Genomic DNA, 18,462 nt, shown 5'->3' on the forward strand with positions numbered 1-18,462 from the left:
GTCACAGCCGGTGCGACAGGCGTTGACGTCAGGCTCAGCGGTCCGAGTCGTACGCCCACAGCCACAGCCCGGAGTAGCCGCCGAGGGCGACGGTGCCGGCGGAGCTGATTGCCACCACCGACTCCGGCACCCTCTGGCTGGGGACTACCCGTGGCTTGTACAAATGCGCGGTGCGGCCGGTCGTGGTGTGCCAGATCCGGATGTCGCCCGCCGACGCAGCCACGAACAGGTCTCCCGGGCCGAAGGCGGTGGAACCGAAAGTGCCACTCGAGTCACCGACCAGTGTGGTCACGACCCGGTTGGAGCCGGGCGTGCGGAGCACCACCTTCGAGTCGGACGTGGTCTGCGCCCACGGCGTGAGGGGCGCGTCCACCTGGGAGGTCTGGCGACCACTCGCGGTCTCCCAGGCGTGCAGACCGCCCCGGTAGTTGAAGGCGACGAGCAGTTTCCCGTCCTGGTCGAAGCGGAGCTCGTCGAAGTCGATCGGCTCGGGCTCCGGAGCGATGGGGAGATCGACGCGCGCGTCCGTGGACGACAGCCGCCACATCATCACCCGCAATCCGCCGAGGACGGCGATGCTGTCACCCTGTGGCGAGAACACCACGTGGTCGACGCTGCCGTAGTCGCCGAACGTGAGGTCGGCCCTGTGCTGCCGGCTGGCGACGTCCCAGAGTTTGACCACGCCGTCGTGCCCGCCGCTGGCGAGAGTCTTTCCGTCCGGGCTGAACCTGAGCACCTCGATGCCCCTGGTGTGCGCGGGAACGGTGGCCGTCGCCGTACGGTCGGCGACATTCCAGAAGGTGATGCTCGACGTCTCGTCCTCGGCGCTGACGAGTGTGGCGCCGTCCGGGCTGAACGCCAGCGTGCTGACCCGATCGCCGTCGAGCTCCACCATCGCCGACCGACTCTGCCGTACGAAGACGTGGCCGGCCACGACGAGCACGACCAGCAGCAGGGAGGACAGCACCGGGATCGGCCACCGACGGCCGAGCGGCAGGAAGGCTCGGGTGGACCCGCCCGGCGTCTCGTCGGTCGGACCGGCGATGCGGACCTGGCCGGGAGCGCTGGCTTTCAGGTCGTCCACCACTACCGAAGGCTCGGCATCGAGGTCGCCGACGATCCAGACCGGGCCGCTGTCGTTGTGGTCGCGCAGTACTCCGCGTGCTTTCCAGCGGTTGATCGTGCCCGCCGGAGCGTCCGAGGTCAGCTCGATGCCGAGCCGGGAGCGCGTGGCCGATCTGCCGGCACCGGGCCCGACCGTGACGGCGGCGACGTGCTCCCAGAGCAGATGCGTCGGCTCCCGCCGCCGGAAGTGCATCCGCATCGAACGGTTGGTCAGCTGGACCCAGCCGTGCGGCGGGCTGACGATGCTCACCATCAGCCCGGCCCCGGCCAGCAGCGGCAGGAGGATCGCGGGGAACAGCGTCCAGTCGGGTCGGCCGGTCATCAGCAGCAGGCTGGCGAGCAGGCCGGCCACCCACAGGACGAGGCCCACGACGACGAACCGGGCGGCGATGTTGACGATGACGGTTGTCCGCGGCACCTCGGCGAGGACGTTGACCGCCGGCTGCTCGGTCGATGGCGTGTCTGGCGCGACCGGGCGTTGCCGAGGAGGCGTGGGCCCCGCCGGCTGCACGGTGGTGGCATGCCGTTCCCAGGATTCGCCCTCGGGGGCGGGGCGAGCGGGGCCGGTGTGGTCGTGCTCCCCGACCGCGGCGGCGGGGCTGTCGCGCCGGCCGGGCACGCCCGCGTTGACCGGGGCGTCGAGAAGGTCACGGGCCTGCTCGACGGTGAGCCGTTGGGCCACGTCCCGGGTGAGCAGGCCGGCGATCACCGTGGCCAGCGGCTCGCCGCACCGGATGGCCGGCAGGTCGTCGTAGAGGACCGCGTGCAGGGTGGCCGCGGTGGACGCCCCCTCGAACGGAAGCTCACCGGTCACGGCCTGGGCGAGGGTCACACCCACCGACCACAGGTCGGCCGCTGGCGTGGGGTCGGTGCCGTGGAACAGCTCCGGCGCGAGGTAACCGGTCGACCCCATCATCCCCTGACGGGTCAGGCGGGTGTCCCCCGCCACGTGCGCGATGCCGAAGTCGAGAAGTTTCACCTCGTCGCCGGGGAGCACCATGATGTTGCCGGGTTTGACGTCGCGGTGCACCACACCTACCGAGTGCGCGGCGGCCAGTGCGCCCAGCACGCGTACGGCGATCGTCGCCACCCGCTCCGGTGACAGCGCCCCCTCCCGGTCGAGGAGATCGGCGAGCGTCGGAGCCTCCACCAACTCCGTCACGATGTAGACGGCCTCGTCGTCGCCGCTGGCCGGGACCACGTCGTGGATCGCCACGACCGCCGGATGGTTGATGCGCCCCGCGCTGCGGGCCTCGCGCAGCGCCCGCTCCGCGAACCGCAGACGCTCCTCGGTCGGAAGCCCGAGGGGAACGCGGACCTCCTTGACCGCGACGGTGCGTCCCATCAGCTCGTCGGTCGCCCGCCAGACCACCCCCATGCCGCCCCGGCCGAGGACGCTCTCCAACCGGTAACGCCCCGCGATGAGCTGGTGCGGCGACTGGGGATTCGGCACCTTCGCGCTCCTTGCCATCGGGCATTACAGTCGGTGCGAACCATACTCCGGGCGATCGCGCGGCGGTGTCCGTCCACATAGGAGTCGATCTACGTCTCGCGCCTGGTGCGCGCGGGCTACGGGGTTGGGTTCGACCGAGAACGGCGCGGCTTTCAGGGGGGACGGGGCGATGGCGACCGGGTTCGGCTTCGACAGGGACGCGGTCCTTCAGGCCGTGCGGCAGCTGACGGATGTGCGCTCCGAGCTGGAGTCGGCCCGGCGGCAGACCGGCCAACTGCCCAAGACCGGCTCCCACGACGTCGACCAGGCCCTCTATGAGTTCACCAAGGCCACGGTCCACCACCAGACACGCCTGGCGGCCGCGGTGGCAGCCGCCGCGGACGGGCTCAACGACGTGGTCACGGGCCACGCCCAGCTGGACAGCGCACTGGCCAACGAACTATCGACAAATCAACAAGCAAAAGGGGACGAGCGATGAGTGACGTCAGCGTCGGCTACGAGGGCCTCCAGTCGGCCGCCCGCACCTTGACCACGGGGCAGGAGGAGATGACCCAGAAGTTGACCGCCCTGAAGTCGATGATCGACCAACTGGTCAACAGCGAGTTCCGCACCCAACTGGCCTCGGGTCGTTTCCAGGACTCCTACCAGCAGTGGACCACCGGTGCGCAGAACATGATCGGCGGGCTGGAGGGCATGTCCACGTTCCTGGTCGGCGTCGTCCGCGAGCACCAGGACCTGGACGCCAGGCTGGCCGGGGGCATCAACGGCTGATCGCCCGACCGACGTGGAACAGTGGCAGGTCCTCGACATCTACGACGGCGATCCGACCCCCGGTGAGCCGGCCTCGATCCGTGCGATGGCGGCCGATTCCCGACGCGCGGTCGGGGAGGCCGACGAGCACGGCACGCGACTACGCGCCATCGCGGCGGCCAGCGGCGCGCTGGCCCTACGGGGCGACTTCGCCGCGACCGTCGAGCAGGAGCTCGCGCTGCTTCCCGCTGAGGCGAAGGCCCTGGCGGACGCCCACCTGGCCTGCACCCGAGCCCTTTCCTCGTTCGCGGACGAGTTGGAGCGGGTCCAGCGGCAGTCCCGCAGCGCGCTGCAGAGGGGGATGGCGGCCGACAGTCAGTACCGCAGCCTGCTCGATCAGTTCTGCGCGTTGACCCGTCGGAGTCCCCGCGGGTCGGGGATCTGGCGAGGCCTCACCGAGTCCGACGCGTCCGGAGAACGTGAACCGGTCTACTCGATGGCCAGCTCCGTCGGCCGATCGGCGCGGCTGTGCGAGGCGGAACGCCAGGAGGCGCGGGCCGCTGCTCTTCAGGCGAAGGGCCTCTACCAGGAGGCCGCGGGTCGATGCGCCACGGCGATTCGGGCCGCCACACTGACCTCGACGCGACTGAACGCCGCACGAAGGTCAGCGCCGGACACCGGAGCGTCCTCGAGCACGACCAGCGGACGCATCGCCGGACCTGCCGGCAAGAAACCGCAGTTACCTCCACACCCGCGCCACAATCTGGAGAGAGTCCAGCCGGGCAGCCGCACGAAGGCGGCCAACACCGTCGTCCTCCCCACCGCGGACGTCACCAAGGACATCGACGACATCAACAGCGGTCGGGCAACCTGGGATGCCGGCCGCCAGCGCTACGTGGTGAACGGACGTACCTACATCCCCAAGGATGGGAGAATGGTCCCCGAGTCCGGGCCTGGCCTGGAGGCGTTGGACCATCAGGAGTACGAGTCGCTCAAGGCCTACATCAGGTTTGACGGCGACCTCGATGCGGCCGACGCCGAGCTGTCCAGGGACCCCTACAACACGCCGGCGCACCGGGCCCGCGCGCTGGAGGTCTTCCGCCATCACAGCAAGTACCAGGAGTGAGTGGTGGTCTATCAGATCCAGTTCGAGAAGGAGATACCCGCTGCCCGACTGCGGCAGTTTCTCCAGGACAGTTATGGCATCGCGCCCGCGGGGATCTACGTCGGACGGGTCGCGGACCGCCCGGCCGACGATCCTCGGCCGGTCGCCATGTTCACGCCGCCCGACCACGACGAGGAGTTCGGCTGGGTCCTGGTCGGCGACACCGAGCTCGCCGATGCCACAGGTCAGGACGAGGTGGAGCTGGCGGTCACCCTGGCCCGCGCATTCGGGGTCCGGGCGGTGGTCGACGACGGAAGCCTCTACCCCGACAGGTGGCGGCTGGTCAGCACCGATGGCAGCAGTGGTCTGGTGCTCACGGACGAGGACGCCGCGGCCGCCGGCAGTCTACGGATCGTGCACGCCCTCGAACCGATCGCCGGCGAGCCCGACCTGACAGTTGTGCGGCCGTCGGGCGGGGCCGACGACTGACGACCGGCAAGCGTCGTTGAACGGACATGGCCCGGCGCACGGCCTGTCGTCGACGCACCGATGTCGCGGTCGGATCGGAGATCTCACGATGCGTCCTCGTCGTCGCCCCGGCCACCACGGCGTCGACGCACCGTGCCGGCGGCCAGCAGGGTGACGACCGCGGCGGTCAACTGGAGTGCGGCGCCCAGCAGATCGACCAGGCCGGAGATGGCGTCAGAGTGCGTCACAAGATCCATGAACGGCCTCCGGGTTCGTGCCCACCGTCCGCTTTCTGCGGAAGGCCCTCCCCCGGGCCCGAGCGGTAGCCGCCAGAGCACCACCGCCATTGTGGCACTCCCGCCCCACCGAAAAACAGGCCTCCGACCGATCGACTGACGTCATACGTTACAACTTGACGAACGGCATGTTATCGCTCACAGTCGATGTCGAGGCGAACGGCGTTCGCGGCTCGCGGGAGAGCCCTCGCTGATCGGCCTCGGCGTCACGGCGTCCGGCCGGGCAAGCGGGCGTCGCATCAGGATTCGACAGCGGCCGCCGACCACGTGCGGCGGACGACGCGCGTCCGCACCCGGGCTGCCGCCGAGTCCCCGACCCCGTACCAGAGGAAGCGCCGATGAGATCAAGGATCGCACTGCTGGCCGCCGCGCTCGCGACGGCCCTGGCGACGATGACGGCCGTGGTCACGGCCGCCACCCCGGCGTCGGCCGCGACGCTCACCCAGGTGACGAACTTCGGCACCAACCCGACGAACCTCCAGATGCACCTCTACGTGCCGGACCGGGTCGCGGCCCAGCCGGCTCTCCTGCTCGCCCTGCACTACTGCACCGGCAGCGGCCCGGCGGTGCACTCCAGTTTCGGGCTCAGCACCCTCGCCGACCGCTACGGCTTCATCGTGATCTACCCGTCGGTGACCCGCAGCAGCAAGTGTTGGGACGTCTCCTCCCCCCAGGCGCTGCGGCGCGACGGCGGCAGCGACCCCATCGGCCTCAAGTCCATGGTCGACTACGTCCGGGGCCGCTACCCCATCGACGCCAACCGGATCGCCGTGGGCGGGTTCTCCTCCGGCGCGATGATGACGAACGTCATGGCCGGCCTCTACCCGGACCTGTTCAACGCCGGGTTCAGCTCCTCCGGGGTTCCGTTCGGCTGCTTCGCCACCACGAACGGCGCCGAGTGGAACAGCGAGTGCTCCGGCGGGCGCATCGTCCGGACCCCGCAACAGTGGGGCGATCTGGTGCGCAACGCCTACCCCGGCTACACCGGCAAACGTCCCCGGATGCAGATCTGGCACGGCACCACGGACACCACGCTGAGCTACGTCAACTTCGGCGAGCAGATCAAGCAATGGACGAACGTCCAGGGCGTCTCGCAGACCCCCGCCTACACCGACTCCCCGCAGGCCAGCGCCACCCGCACCCGGTACGGGGGCACCGGCGGCACGGCGCCGGTCGAAGCCATCAGCTTCCAGGGGTACGGCCACTCCATCCCGTTCGACGCCGCGCAGGCCGTCCGGTTCCTCGGTCTGGACGGCACGAGCCCCACCACACCACCGCCGAACCCCACCACACCGCCGCCGAACCCGACCACACCGCCACCGGGCGGCACGGCCGCACCGCTGCGTAACGTCAACGCCGGTCGCTGCCTGGACGTCCCGGCGAGGTCGCAGACGAACGGCACCCAGGTGGCGCTGTGGGACTGCAACGGCGGCACCAACCAGCAGTGGACGCCGACCGCCGCGCGACAACTCCAGGTGTACGGCACGAAGTGCCTGGATGCCGAGGGCGCGGGGACCACGTCGGGCACCCGGGCGATCATCTGGGACTGCAACGGCGGCACCAACCAGCAGTGGAACATCAACTCCGACGGTACGGTCACCGGCGTCCAGTCCGGCCTGTGCCTCGCGCCGAACGCCGGCGGCACCGCCAACGGCGCCCAGCTGGTCCTCTCGACCTGCAACGGCACGAACTCCCAGCGGTGGAGCAGAAGTTGACGCGGTGACCGACGGGGGCGTACCCCGTTTGTCGCCTGATCGGTCGGTGGCCCGGCGCGGGAGGGATCCCGAGCCGGGCCATTGGTTGTCCGAGGAGCGCCGCACTGGTGGCGCAAGCCGCTGTTGGCGGCGTCGAGGGCGCGAGGCTGTGGTGCTCAGCGCGGGGGTGCGGCGCACGGCGCGGTTGGAGTCCCGCTGCTCGGGCCCGGACTCTGAACAGCGGGACTACCAGACGCGCCCCGACCACGTGGCCGGGACCGACGATTCCCGGGGAGGGCCGGGGCGACGCTTCGCCGCGCACGCCGAGGCCGACACGCGTCGGCCGCAATCCACCCGCCCCACGCCGCCGTCGGCGTCTCCGGACCAGGAGTCACAGCGCTCACGATCGCCCCGGAGCCAGTGGAGAATCGGCGACTGTCCGTCACGTTAGCGCTCACAGGACGCGTATGTCCATAGATGATGGTCAGTGCTAATGGAGGGGTCGGTCGTCGAGACGCAGCAGGTGACGGCCACGTGAGGGAAGCCTTGCCGGCCTCACGACCCGGGCTGCCCCTTCGACACCGGCCGTCGCGGTGGTGCGGCACTGTCGCGCACGATCAGCTCGGTGGCCAGTTCGACCCGAGGGCTCTCGGTCTTCTCCCCGCCGGCGAGGCGCAACACGGTCCGGGCGGCCAGCATGCCCATCTCGGCCAGGGGCTGACGCACGGTGGTCAGCGGCGGTGAGCACCACCTGACCTCCGGCAGGTCGTCGAAGCCAACCACGCTGATGTCGTCGGGCACCCGCAGCCCGCGTTTGCGGACCGCCTCGTAGACGCCCAGCGCCATCTGGTCGCTGGAGGCGAAGATGGCGGTGGGCGGGTCGGGCAGGGCCAGCAGTTGGGTACCGGCGCTGAATCCGGCCTCGTGGTAGAAGTTGCCGGGACGGATCAGGCTGTCGTCGAGGGGGATGTCGGCGGCGCCGAGGGCAGCCCGGTAGCCGTCCATCCGGGCCCGGCTGCACATCAGGTGCGGCGGCCCGGCGATGAAGCCGATGCGGCGGTGGCCCAGGCTGATCAGGTACTGGTTGGCACTCAGGCTGCCGGCCCAGTTGGTGGCGCCGATGGTGGGTGACTCCTGCGGGTCGACGCCGGCCGGGTCGATGATGACCACGGGCAGGTGCAGGCGACGCAGCTCGGCCTGCAACGGCGGGTTCACCATCGAGGTCACGAAGATGATGCCCTCGGTGGAGCGCGTACGCATGTTGTCGAGCCACTGCTTCGCCGAGGAGATGCGCCAGTGGATGGCCGACACGACGGTGCCGACGCCGCTGGTCTGGCCGACGTCCTCCACGCCGCGAATGATCTCCACGGCCCACGGGCTGTCCAGGTCGTTGAAGACCAGGTCGATGAGAGCGGCGTCGGTACGCCGGGCCGGCGAGCGGCGGCGGTAGCCGTGCCGGTTGAGCAGCGCCTCGACGCGCGCCCGGGTGTCCGGAGCGACGTCGGATCGCCCGTTGATGACCCGGGAGACCGTGGGCACCGAGACACCGGCCAGCCGCGCGATCATCGCGATGGTGACGTTCCGGCCGTTCTCCGCGCCCACGGTCGCTCCTTCGTCTGGCAGGCAGGCTTCAGGTCTGCTCGCGGTGGTGCGGTGTCATCCCTTGACGCTGCCGGTGAGGCCCCCGATGAGCTGCCGTTCGGCCACGGCGTAGAAGCCCAGGGCCGGCAGCATGGACAGCACGACGTACGCGAGCACCCGCGCGGTGTCGTCGGCGTACTGGCCCTGGAAGGCCTGGACCCCGACGGGGAGCGTCCACCAGCTCTGGTCGCTGAAGACGACGAGCGGCAACATGAAGTTGTTCCAACTGGTCACGATCGCCAGCACCGAGACGGTGGCCAGGGCGGGACGGGCCATCGGCAGCAGGACCCGCCAGAAGAACCCGAAGGAACTGCAGCCGTCCAGGACGGCTGCCTCCTCCACCTCGGCCGGGATGGTGCGGAAGAACTGGCGCAGGATGATGATGGTGATCGGCAGCCCGAAGGCGGCCTGGGGCAGGATGACGCCGAGCGGATTGTCCAGCAGGCCCATGCCGCGCAGCAGGACGAACAGCGGCAGGATGGCCACCGCGAACGGGAACATCAGACCGATCGCGAAGAGGGTCACCAGGAACTCGCGGCCCCGGAACGCATAGCGTGCGAAGACGAACGCGGCCATCGCCGCCGCGCCGACGACGATGACTGTGCTGCTGACGGCGATCAGCACACTGTTGCCGAGCTGCCGCCAGAACACGCCCTCGCCGAGGATCTCGAGGTAGTTTCCCACCCAGGGATCGGGCCAGCCCAGCGGGTTGGTGGACAGCTGGCCGTTGTCCTTGAAGCCACCGAGCACGCCGAAGTACACCGGCACGACGATGAGCACACCGACGGCGATGCAGACGAGGTGCAGCACGACGCTGCGGGTCCGCTGGGCGCGACTCGCCGTGGCGGTCATCGCTGGCCTCCCTGGGTGGTGACCGCGCCCGCCGTGTCACGACGCAGCACGATGCGTTGGTAGAACAGGGCGAAGACGAGGCTCAACAGGAACATCACGATGCTGATGGCACTCGCGTAGCCGACCTCGAAGCGACGGAAGCCGAACTGGTACATAGTGACGGCCAGCGTCTCCGAGGAGTGGATCGGCCCGCCGCCGGTGAGCACCCAGACCATGTCGAAGAGTTGGATGGTGCCGATGACCGACAGGAAGATGCTGATCCGGATCGTCGGGCCGAGCAGGGGCAGGGTGACGTGCCGGAACGCCTGCCAGGCGCTGGCGCCGTCGGTGACCGCGGCCTCGGACAACTCCTTGGGGATGCCCTGACGGGCGGCCAGGAAGAGCATCATGTAGAGGCCGAAGTACTTCCAGGACACCACCAGGAAGACGGCGTACAGCACGGTGTCCGGGTCGGCGAAGACGGTGCCCGCGTCGGCACCCAACCACCGGGCGACGCCCTCGCCCAACCCTCGGTTCGGAGAGAACACCAGGGTGAACAGGACGGCCGTGGTGACCTCGGAGAGCACGTACGGGGCGAAGAAGATCAGCCGGTAGACGGCCCGCCCGCGCAGTGGCTGGTTGAGCAGCATGGCCAGGGCCAGCGCGACCGGCAGCTGCACGACCAGGGACAGCACCACCAACACCAGGCCACGCCACAGGTCGCCGCGGAACGTCGGGTCGCCGAAGGCACGTGTGTAGTTGTCCAACCCGATGAAGTTCTCCGGCAGCCCGAAGCCGTTCCACTTGAAGAGGCTGGCATAGCCGGCCACCACGATGGGGGCGAGGACAAGGAGCACGAACAGCGCCAGGGCGGGCGCCAGGAACACGGTGAGGACGCCACCCCGGCCCGGCCGGGGCTGGCGGCCGCGCTTGCGCGCGGTGCCCGGCCCCGATGCCGGCGGATCGGTCGCCGTGTCGCCGCGCCTCGTGTCCGACACGGTCGATGGCCTGGTCATGCCTACTCCACTCGGGTTCTACGGCCGGCTACGGATGGTTGACGGGTCACGGTCAGGCGGTCTTTGCCACCTGCGTGATGTCCTTGAGGATCGCCGAGGGGGCCTTCTTGCCGGCGATGATCTCGGCGACGCTGTCGTTGATCTGCTGCCCGAGCGCGGGCGCGTACGCCTGGTCGAGGTAGAGCTGGAAGCCGGTGTTCTTGGCCAGCGTCTCCGCGACGACCTTGTTGTTGGGGTCGCTGATCGCCGAGGTGGCGTCCTTCACCGTGGGCAGTACCGCGCCGGTCTGCGCGGACTTCTTCTGGTTGTCGACGCTGAGCAGGAACTTCAGGAAGTCGATGGTGGCCGCCGGCGCGTCCTTGCCGACGGCGAAACCGTTGCCGCCGCCGAAGACCTCGGTGGAGGTGCCCTTACCGCCGTCCACCGCGGGGAACGGGAAGAAGCCGAGCTTGTCGCCGAGGCCCTTCTTGCTGGTCGAGCTTGAGGCCTGCACCGCCGGCGCCCACTGACCCATCAGTTCCATGGCCGCGCCGCCGTTGCCCATGGTGGCGGCCTGCCCGTCCGGAGAGCCGTACTCGGCGCCGAGGAAACCCTTCTGGAAGGGCTGCAGGTCGACGAGTTCCTTGAGCCGCTCACCCGCGGCGACCAGTTCGGGGGTGTCGAAGTTCTTGTCGTCGACGGCCTTCTGCAGCGCGCCGACGCCACCGATGCGCATGGCCAGGTAGGACCAGTAGAAGTGGGCCGGCCACTTGTCCTTGCCGGCGATGGCGACCGGGGTGACGCCGGCGGTCTTGAGCTTCCGGACCGCGTCGAGCAGCGCTGCCCAGGTTGTGGGCGACTCGGTGATGCCGGCGCGGGTGAAGAGTTCCTTGTTGTACCAGAACCCGACCATGCCGATGTCGAACGGGATGCCGTAGATCTTGCCGTCGATCGTGTACGGCCCCATGGCAGCCGGCAGGATGCCACCGACCAGGTCCTTCACGTCGTCGGTGAGGTCCTTGACCAGGCCCGCGTCGACCTGCTGCTTGAGCACGCCACCACCCCACGACTGGAAGAGGTCCGGCGGGTCACCCGCCTGGGTGGCGGTGGTGAGCTTGGCCTTGAACGCCTCGTTCTCCAGGGGCTGGATGTCGATGGTGACGTTCGAGTGCGCGGCCTTGTACTCGGTGGCCAGCGCCGCCCAGACCGGAAGCATCGGCTCGGTGTTCTGGATGTGCCACCAGTTGATGGTCTGCGGCGCGTTGGGGTCGCTGGACTTCTCGTCGCCGCTGCAGGCGCTCAGCAGGTAGGCGCCGGCGCCGGCACCGGCGAGGCCGAGCAGCGTTCGGCGGGAAAGGTGCGTAGTCATGATCCATCCCTTCGGGGACTCACGGGGTGCTCGGACGCCGGCCGAGCCGGCGGGTGGGACTTATGGATCTCCGGAACTTTCATTGCTTCGCCGGTATTACCGGTCGATGGCCGGCACGCTACGAGCTGTGGCCGCAGCGGTCAAGACCTCTGTCCTATTGCGAAAAGACCGGCTAGCGTAGGCAGGACTTCCAGTGATCCGGGACCGCAAGTTTCCGGAAGTTCCAGACAGTCGTCCAGAGGAGCCCTCGTGTCGACCGACATCGCTAACGTGGTGACCGCTGCCCGGTCGATCCGCAACCCTGTCCTCGCCGGATTCCATCCGGATCCGTCGATCCTGCGCGTCGACGATGACTACTACCTGGCCACCTCGACCTTCGAGTGGTATCCGGGCGTGCGTGTGCACCATTCGCGTGATCTCGTGAACTGGCGCACCCTGGGCGGGATCATCACCGACCGCCGCCTGCTCGACCTGCGCGGCTGCGGTGACTCCAACGGCGTGTGGGCGCCCGACCTGACGTACCACGACGGTCAGTTCCACCTCGTCTACAGCGACGTGGCCAGCTTCGCCAGCGGCTACTGGGATCCCCAGAACTTCCTGGTCACCGCCGAGGACATCGCCGGGCCGTGGTCGGACCCGGTGAAACTGCACGGGCGCGGTTTCGACGCCGCCCTGTTCCACGACGACGACGGCACCACCTGGCTGCTGAGCATGAGCGCGGACTGGCGACCCGGCCGGGACCGTTTCGGCGGCATCGAGATCCAGCAGTACGACCGGGCCGCGCGCCGCCTGGTCGGCCGGCCCCGCATCCTGTTCACCGGCACCCCGGTCGGGGTCACCGAGGGCCCGCACCTGTACCGCCACGACGGGTGGTACTGGCTGATCACCGCCGAGGGCGGCACCAGCTGGGAGCACCAGGTCACCGTGGCGCGGTCCCGGGAGCTGTTCGGGCCGTACGAGGTGGACCCGTCCGGCCCGCTGCTCAGCTCGGTGGGTCGGCCCGACCTGCGGTTGCAGAAGGCCGGTCACGGCAGCCTGGTGCGCACCCAGGACGGCGAGTGGTATCTGGCCCATCTGGTGGGTCGCCCCTACTCACCGCTGGGCAGCTGCGTGCTGGGCCGGGAGACGGCGATCCAGCGGGTCGAGTGGCCGGCGGATGACTGGCCCCGGATCCCGGGCGGGGTGCCCGCGGAGGAGGTCGTCGCGCCGGACCTGCCCGCGCACCCGTGGCCGGCGGAGCCCGACACCGACCACTTCGACGCCCCCGAGCTGGGTCTGTGCTGGTCGACGCTGCGCCGGCCCGCCACCGACGACTGGATCGACCTGCGGTCGCGGCCGTCGTACCTGCGGGTGCACGGCGGGCAGTCGCCCGTCGGCCGACAGGCCCCCAGCCTGGTCGCGCGCCGCGTCGAAGCGACGCACTGCTCGCTGGAGACGGTTGTGGAGTTCGACCCGGTCGACCACCGTCAGCTCGCCGGGATCACCGCCTACTACAACACCCTCAACTGGCACCACCTCTACCTGACCCGCGCCGACGACGGGCGGACGGTGGTGGAGCTGCTCAGCTCCGACAACGGGCGGCGCACCCCGCACCCGGAGCTGACCGTCGACGCCAGCGGCGTCACCCGGGTCGGTCTGCGGGCGGTGTTCGACGGGCCGGTGGTGGGCTTCGACTACGACCTGGGCGCCGGGTGGCAGCGCCTCCCGGTCGACCTGGACGCGACGATCCTGTCCGACGAGCACGCCGCACTGATCATCGACGGTGAGCCGGCCGCGTGGGGCTTCACCGGAGCGTTCGTCGGCCTTTGGGTGCAGGATCTCGGCGGCGACGGGGTGTACGCCGACTTCGACCTGGCCACCTACCGGGAGCGGTGAGCACGCGGACGGCACCGCCGGGGGTGCCGTCCGCGTTCCCGTCCCGTCGTCCTACTTCACCTGGGTAGCGACGGCGCGAACCTGGCCGAGGGTGGTGCGGAAGCCGTGGCCGGACGCGGCCGGGTCCTCGTCGACCAGGCCGCTGACGGCCATGGCCTGCGAGCGGGACACCACGACCGCGTCGTCACCGGCCCCGGCCACGTCGAACACCCCGAAGTCACCGCTGAGCGTGCGGAACGTCGGGGCCGCCGGGTCCTTGGCGAGATAGAGCACCACGACCTGACCCGCGGTGAGCGTGGACATCTGGGCCATGTCCGCCACGCCGCGATCCAGGCTGGCGAGCGTGATCCGCGTCCCGGCCCCGACGGACGTTCCGTTCGCCGCGCGCAGCACCTCGTCCACCCGGAACCCGGTCGCCTCGACCTCACCCCGGACCACCAGGTCCGCGGCCTCGCTGAGCTGCCGCACCGTGCCGTACCCGCGCAACTTGCCCTTGATCGCCGGGCGCACGGCGCCCGTCGGCGCGGCCTCGGTCGGCGCGCCGGCGCTGGGCGCGGCGACCGGGTCGGCGGCGTCGGCGCTACCGCAGGCGGACAACGCCGCCACGGCGAGCACGGCGGCGGCCGTGACCCACAGAGACCGGGTACGGCGAAGGTGGACTGCCATGGACTGCTCCTTGCGTATCGGTGCCGTCCCGGGTCGTTCCGCCCGGGACGCGGCACTGCTCACGCCATCTAACTGGGCGCCCCGGCGACCGCGCACCCCGGTAGCCGTCCTCGCGCACAACGCCCGACGACGACGAGATGAACACGCGTCGTCACGGCCCGCTGTCGTCGATTGACGGCACCGCGACGCACTGATATCTGTTAATACAGTTTCCAGATGCTCGCGGTGCCCGCCGGGGCCGATCGTCGCGCCGGGCACCGACCGGCCGGCGGCATGCCGCCCCTTCCCCGAGGAACACAATGGTCCGCAAGAGAACAGCCGCCTACGTCGTGGGCACCCTGCTGACCGGCGTCGCGGCGGTCGGCTACGGCCTGCCGTCGGCCAGCGCCGCGACCGCCGGCCCGATCACCGGCCTGGGCGGCAAGTGCGTTGACGTCGCCGGGGCCAATCCGGCGAACGGCACGCCGGTCCAGCTCTACGACTGCAACGGCAGCACGGCCCAGACCTGGACGGTCGGCAACACCGACGCCTCGATCCGCGCGCTCGGCAAGTGCCTGGACGTCACCGCCGCGTCGACAGCCAACGGCGCCAAGATCCAGTTGTACGACTGCAACAACACCGGCGCGCAGAAGTGGACGGCCAGCAACGGCGCCCTGGTCAACACCGCCTCGGGCAAGTGCCTCGACGTGACCGACCGGAGCACCGCCAACGGCGCCCGGTTGCAGATCTGGACCTGCGGCGGCACCACGAACCAGCAGTGGACGCTGCCCGGCGGTGGCACACCCGGCCCCACGCCCACCGCCACCGTTCCGGCCGGCGCCAACCTCGACGACCCGGCGAAGAAGGACGTCGCCATGCAGCTCGTCTCGGCCGCGGAGAACTCCTCGCTCGACTGGCGTGCGCAGTTCTCCTACATCGAGGACATCGGCGACGGCCGCGGCTACACCGCCGGCATCATCGGCTTCTGCTCCGGCACCGGCGACATGCTCGAGCTGGTCGAGGCGTACACGCGCACCAAGCCCGGCAACGTGCTGGCCGGATACCTGCCGGCGCTGCGCGCCGTCGACGGCACCCCCTCGCACGCGGGTCTGGACCCCAACTTCCCCCGCGACTGGCGGACCGCGGCCAACGACTCGGTGTTCCGCGCCGCGCAGGAGGCCGAGCGGGACCGGGTCTACTTCAACCCGTCGGTACGCGACGGCAAGAACGACCAGGTCCGGGCACTCGGTCAGTTCGCCTACTACGACGCGGCGGTGATGCACGGGTACGAGGGCATGCGCCAGATCCGCAGCCGCGCCCTCGCGCGCGCGAAGCCCCCGGCGCAGGGCGGCGACGAGCGGACCTGGCTCAACGCGTTCCTCGACGAGCGGGTCATCGAGATGAAGAAGGAGGAAGCCCACTCGGACACGTCCCGCGTCGACACGGCCCAGCGGGTGTTCCTCAACAACGGCAACCTCAACCTGAACACGCCGCTGGCGTTCGCCGTCTACGGCGAGCAGTTCCGCATCGGCTGACGCAGACGCTCAGGGCGCCGCCCGCGCGGCGCCCTGAGCCGTCCCCCGTACGCGACCCCGCCTCGACGCTGACGACACGGCGCAGGGCAGCCGCCGGTCGGCGGGGTGGCCGAACCGGCGGGCACGAAAACGGGATCCCGCGCTGGCACACTTGCCGACATGGTCGACTGGTACACCCGAGCCGAGGCCGGTAGCGGCGTCACCCGGCTCTCGGAACCGCACGTCAACGAACTCCTGTCGGCGAACTTCTGGTGGCTGCGCGGCGACGATCGGGACCTGGTGATCGATGCCGGGCTCGGGGTCGTCGCCCTCCGGGAGGCGATCCCGGCCATGTTCGCGCGCGATCCGATGGTCCTGCTCACCCACGCGCACCTGGATCACGTCGGCGGGGCGGCCGAGTTCGCGGACCGGGCCGCGCACCCCGCCGAGGCGGACCTCCTGGCGGCGGGCGTACCGGCGAGCCTGTACGGCGCGGAACTCTTCGACAAGCTCGGGATCGACGCGGCGGGCGCACCCGTCCCGGAGCTGATGATCGACGCCCTGCCCGATCCCGACTACGACCCGGTCGACTACCGCATCGCACCCATGACCCTGCACCGCCTGCTCGACGACGGCGACCACGTCGACCTGGGCGGGCGAACACTCACCGTGCTGCACCTTCCCGGCCACACACCGGGCAGCATCGCCCTGCTGGAGGAACGCACCGGGACCTTGTATTCCGGCGACATCATCTACGAGGGCGCGCTGATCGACGACCTGCCGAACTCCGATGTGGCCGACTACCGACGCAGCATGGAGCTCCTCGCCGACCTCGACGTGTCCATCGTCCATCCCGGCCACGGGCGCAGCTTCGACCGGACCCGCCTGCGTCAGTTGGCCGAGGCCTACCTGCGCAGAGACGCCTGAGGCCCGTTTCATAAGGGCGGTCGAGCCGAGGCGGAGTCCGGGCGGCGATCCGGCAAGGTGAGGCGGACCCTACCCGGCCGCGCCGTCCGGCGCGGCGACGAGCGAGTCCAGGTGACGGCGCAGAACCTCGCGCAACAGGCCCGGCGGGAAACGCCGTGGGAACATCACGGCCTGCAGCCCCAGCCCGTCGAGCAGAGCACGCAGGCGGACACTCTCCACCTCCACGTCGAGGTCCGCGGGTAGACCGCCGGCCGCCTGCGCGCCCCGCAACGTGCGCTGAACCAACTCGTCCAGGGCCTGCTGCATCGCCTCGGCGTGGACGAGCAACGACTGACGAGTGCGGGCCGCCGCGGTGAACGTGTGCCGCAGGAGCATCTCGTCGCGTCTGAGGTCGTCGAGCGGCAGAAATTCGGCCAGGAGTTCCTCGGTGCGGCGGCGTCGATCCGCGCGGCTGCCGGCGGAGTCGCCGAGCAGGCACTCGGCGTGCGCCCAGACCCGCTCGCCGACGCGGCGGCCAAGCTCCTGGACGGCGAAGATCATCAGCTCGTCGTGGTCGGTGAAGTAGTGCCGAACCGATCCGATGGCCAACCCCGCCTCGTCGGCCACATTGCGCAACGTGGCCGCCTCCAGGCCGTCGCGCGCGACGACCGCGTGCACGGCGTCGGCCACCACGCGACGACGTTGCTCGGGATCGACAATCTTTGGCATGGGGTTTTTATAGCACGTTCATGCCATGATAATTTGGCACGACGGTGCCAAATACGGGAGGTACGACAGTGAACGGCTGGGTCCTGGCGGCGATCATCGTCCTGGCGCTGATCGTCCTCGTGGTGAAACGGCTGGTCGGCGAACCCCTCAACAAGCGCGATCTATGGGCACCGCCGGTCATCCTCACCGCCATCGGCCTCTACATCCTGCTCAGGACCGACGGCCTGCGCACCGTCGACTACGCCTGGCTCGTCGGTGGCTGCGCACTGGGCCTCGTCCTCGGCTACCTACGCGGCTCGCTCGTCGTCGTCTACGAGAAGCGCGGCTTCCTCTGGCAGCGCTACCGCCTTCGCACCTTCGCGGCCATCGCCGGCACGCTCGTCGCGATGCTCGGCTACGGCCTGCTCGCCGACCATCTCGGGATGCAGGCGCCGGCCCGTCCGATCCAACTCACCATCGGCATCAGCTTCATCGGTGAGGCCCTGGCCGTGACCCGTCGGGGCATCGACCTACGGGTGCCGTTCGCACCCGAACGCCGATGACGACAGCACGGCACCGGTGAACCGAACGGGCCAGCGGCTCAGCTCTCGACCCAACCGTGCGATCTGGCGTGGTCGACCAGAGACTGCCGGATCGCGGAGATCTGGGAACCGGTCAGCGTCGGCACCCGCTCGATCAGCAACTCCGTCACCTCGTAGGTGAACTCGCGCGGCGACAGGACGTCGCACATCCCGTCATCCTCCCCGGTCTGCCCGGTCCGCGTCGGCACCACGTCCGGTGCCCGTTCCGGCCGGGCGACCGCGACCGACTCGACGATCCGCAGCGCCGCCACCTTCAGACCACGGTCGCCGGCCTCCACCTCGTACTCGACACGCATGCCGGGATGCACCAGATGCCGCTGCTCGCCGAAGTCGTTGGCGTGGACGAAAATGTCCTCGCCACCTTTCGCCGGCGCGATGAAACCGTAACCACGTGCCTCGTCGAACCGAATGACCTTACCTGCCGCCCACACAGCCACCACCCACTCCCACCACTCAGCCAGGATCTCGACTACTTCCACACAGTG

18 protein-coding genes are annotated in these 18,462 nt (G+C 70.0%); 9 read left to right on the plus strand and 9 right to left on the minus strand.

Annotated elements, in window-relative coordinates; genetic code table 11:
• Positions 1 to 34: 34 nt before the first annotated feature.
• Positions 35 to 2,578 carry a protein kinase gene (locus tag ACGFH8_RS00145; protein ID WP_393360963.1) on the minus strand — a complete coding sequence of 848 codons (2,544 nt, stop codon included), beginning with the start codon at positions 2,576 to 2,578 and terminating at the stop codon, positions 35 to 37.
• A gap of 169 nt (positions 2,579 to 2,747) precedes the next feature.
• Here ACGFH8_RS00145 and ACGFH8_RS00150 point away from each other — a divergent pair, with 169 nt between their 5' ends.
• Genes ACGFH8_RS00150 through ACGFH8_RS00165 form a run of 4 tightly spaced genes read left to right on the plus strand, consistent with a single transcriptional unit; the run spans position 2,748 to position 4,922 of the window.
• The gene (locus ACGFH8_RS00150; protein WP_393360966.1) at positions 2,748 to 3,056 is read left to right on the plus strand and encodes a hypothetical protein; all 309 of its coding nucleotides are present in this window, start codon (positions 2,748 to 2,750) and stop codon (positions 3,054 to 3,056) included.
• Complete coding sequence (locus ACGFH8_RS00155; RefSeq protein ID WP_393360969.1) at positions 3,053 to 3,349, plus strand: WXG100 family type VII secretion target; 297 nt, start codon at positions 3,053 to 3,055, stop codon at positions 3,347 to 3,349. Before ACGFH8_RS00150 ends, ACGFH8_RS00155 begins: the two co-directional genes overlap by 4 nt.
• A 13-nt stretch (positions 3,350 to 3,362) precedes the next feature.
• Positions 3,363 to 4,454 carry a hypothetical protein gene (locus ACGFH8_RS00160; RefSeq protein ID WP_393360972.1) on the plus strand — a complete coding sequence of 364 codons (1,092 nt, stop codon included), beginning with the start codon at positions 3,363 to 3,365 and terminating at the stop codon, positions 4,452 to 4,454.
• A gap of 3 nt (positions 4,455 to 4,457) precedes the next feature.
• On the plus strand, positions 4,458 to 4,922 hold the full coding sequence (locus ACGFH8_RS00165; RefSeq protein WP_393360974.1) for a hypothetical protein: 465 nt from the start codon (positions 4,458 to 4,460) through the stop codon (positions 4,920 to 4,922).
• An 83-nt stretch (positions 4,923 to 5,005) separates the two neighbouring features.
• Here the strand turns inward: ACGFH8_RS00165 and ACGFH8_RS00170 are convergent, their stop codons facing one another.
• Positions 5,006 to 5,158, minus strand: coding sequence for a hypothetical protein (locus tag ACGFH8_RS00170; RefSeq protein WP_393360977.1), 153 nt, complete (start codon positions 5,156 to 5,158; stop codon positions 5,006 to 5,008).
• A 377-nt stretch (positions 5,159 to 5,535) separates the two neighbouring features.
• Between ACGFH8_RS00170 and ACGFH8_RS00175 the strand changes: the two genes are divergently transcribed.
• Positions 5,536 to 6,912 carry a PHB depolymerase family esterase gene (locus ACGFH8_RS00175; protein ID WP_393360980.1) on the plus strand — a complete coding sequence of 459 codons (1,377 nt, stop codon included), beginning with the start codon at positions 5,536 to 5,538 and terminating at the stop codon, positions 6,910 to 6,912.
• Positions 6,913 to 7,446: 534 nt separating this feature from the next.
• Here the strand turns inward: ACGFH8_RS00175 and ACGFH8_RS00180 are convergent.
• From ACGFH8_RS00180 to ACGFH8_RS00195, 4 genes are read right to left on the minus strand one after another with little or no spacing between them, the layout of a single operon-like run.
• The gene (locus ACGFH8_RS00180) at positions 7,447 to 8,493 is read right to left on the minus strand and encodes a LacI family DNA-binding transcriptional regulator (RefSeq protein WP_393360983.1); all 1,047 of its coding nucleotides are present in this window, start codon (positions 8,491 to 8,493) and stop codon (positions 7,447 to 7,449) included.
• Between the two features lie 54 nt (positions 8,494 to 8,547).
• On the minus strand, positions 8,548 to 9,384 hold the full coding sequence (locus ACGFH8_RS00185) for a carbohydrate ABC transporter permease (protein WP_393360986.1): 837 nt from the start codon (positions 9,382 to 9,384) through the stop codon (positions 8,548 to 8,550).
• On the minus strand, positions 9,381 to 10,379 hold the full coding sequence (locus ACGFH8_RS00190; RefSeq protein WP_393360989.1) for a carbohydrate ABC transporter permease: 999 nt from the start codon (positions 10,377 to 10,379) through the stop codon (positions 9,381 to 9,383). The genes ACGFH8_RS00185 and ACGFH8_RS00190 overlap by 4 nt, the downstream gene beginning before the upstream one ends.
• 52 nt (positions 10,380 to 10,431) lie before the next feature.
• A complete protein-coding gene (locus ACGFH8_RS00195) occupies positions 10,432 to 11,727 on the minus strand; it encodes an extracellular solute-binding protein (RefSeq protein ID WP_393360992.1) in 1,296 nt (431 codons plus the stop codon).
• Between the two features lie 249 nt (positions 11,728 to 11,976).
• Here ACGFH8_RS00195 and ACGFH8_RS00200 point away from each other — a divergent pair, with 249 nt between their 5' ends.
• Positions 11,977 to 13,602, plus strand: a complete 1,626-nt coding sequence (locus tag ACGFH8_RS00200; RefSeq protein WP_393360995.1) for a glycoside hydrolase family 43 protein — start codon at positions 11,977 to 11,979, stop codon at positions 13,600 to 13,602.
• Positions 13,603 to 13,653: 51 nt separating this feature from the next.
• On the opposite strand, the gene ACGFH8_RS00205 is transcribed toward ACGFH8_RS00200, so the two are convergent.
• Positions 13,654 to 14,268, minus strand: a complete 615-nt coding sequence (locus tag ACGFH8_RS00205) for a hypothetical protein (protein WP_393360998.1) — start codon at positions 14,266 to 14,268, stop codon at positions 13,654 to 13,656.
• Between the two features lie 299 nt (positions 14,269 to 14,567).
• Here ACGFH8_RS00205 and ACGFH8_RS00210 point away from each other — a divergent pair, with 299 nt between their 5' ends.
• Entirely contained in the window at positions 14,568 to 15,782 is a 1,215-nt protein-coding gene (locus ACGFH8_RS00210; RefSeq protein WP_393361001.1) for a chitosanase, read from the plus strand.
• Positions 15,783 to 15,941: 159 nt separating this feature from the next.
• Positions 15,942 to 16,688, plus strand: a complete 747-nt coding sequence (locus ACGFH8_RS00215; protein ID WP_393361004.1) for an MBL fold metallo-hydrolase — start codon at positions 15,942 to 15,944, stop codon at positions 16,686 to 16,688.
• Between the two features lie 69 nt (positions 16,689 to 16,757).
• Here the strand turns inward: ACGFH8_RS00215 and ACGFH8_RS00220 are convergent, their stop codons facing one another.
• Positions 16,758 to 17,396 (minus strand): TetR/AcrR family transcriptional regulator, encoded by a 639-nt coding sequence (locus ACGFH8_RS00220; RefSeq protein WP_393361007.1) that lies wholly within the window; start codon positions 17,394 to 17,396, stop codon positions 16,758 to 16,760.
• 68 nt (positions 17,397 to 17,464) lie between these two features.
• Here ACGFH8_RS00220 and ACGFH8_RS00225 point away from each other — a divergent pair, with 68 nt between their 5' ends.
• The gene (locus tag ACGFH8_RS00225) at positions 17,465 to 17,938 is read left to right on the plus strand and encodes a DUF1453 domain-containing protein (RefSeq protein WP_393361010.1); all 474 of its coding nucleotides are present in this window, start codon (positions 17,465 to 17,467) and stop codon (positions 17,936 to 17,938) included.
• Positions 17,939 to 17,976: 38 nt separating this feature from the next.
• Here ACGFH8_RS00225 and ACGFH8_RS00230 read toward each other — a convergent pair whose 3' ends face one another.
• On the minus strand, positions 17,977 to 18,408 hold the full coding sequence (locus ACGFH8_RS00230; protein WP_393364391.1) for a cold-shock protein: 432 nt from the start codon (positions 18,406 to 18,408) through the stop codon (positions 17,977 to 17,979).
• Positions 18,409 to 18,462: the final 54 nt, after the last annotated feature.

It is taken from the genome of Micromonospora sp. NPDC049175, assembly GCF_043197345.1.
Taxonomy (GTDB): Bacteria; Actinomycetota; Actinomycetes; order Mycobacteriales; family Micromonosporaceae; genus Micromonospora.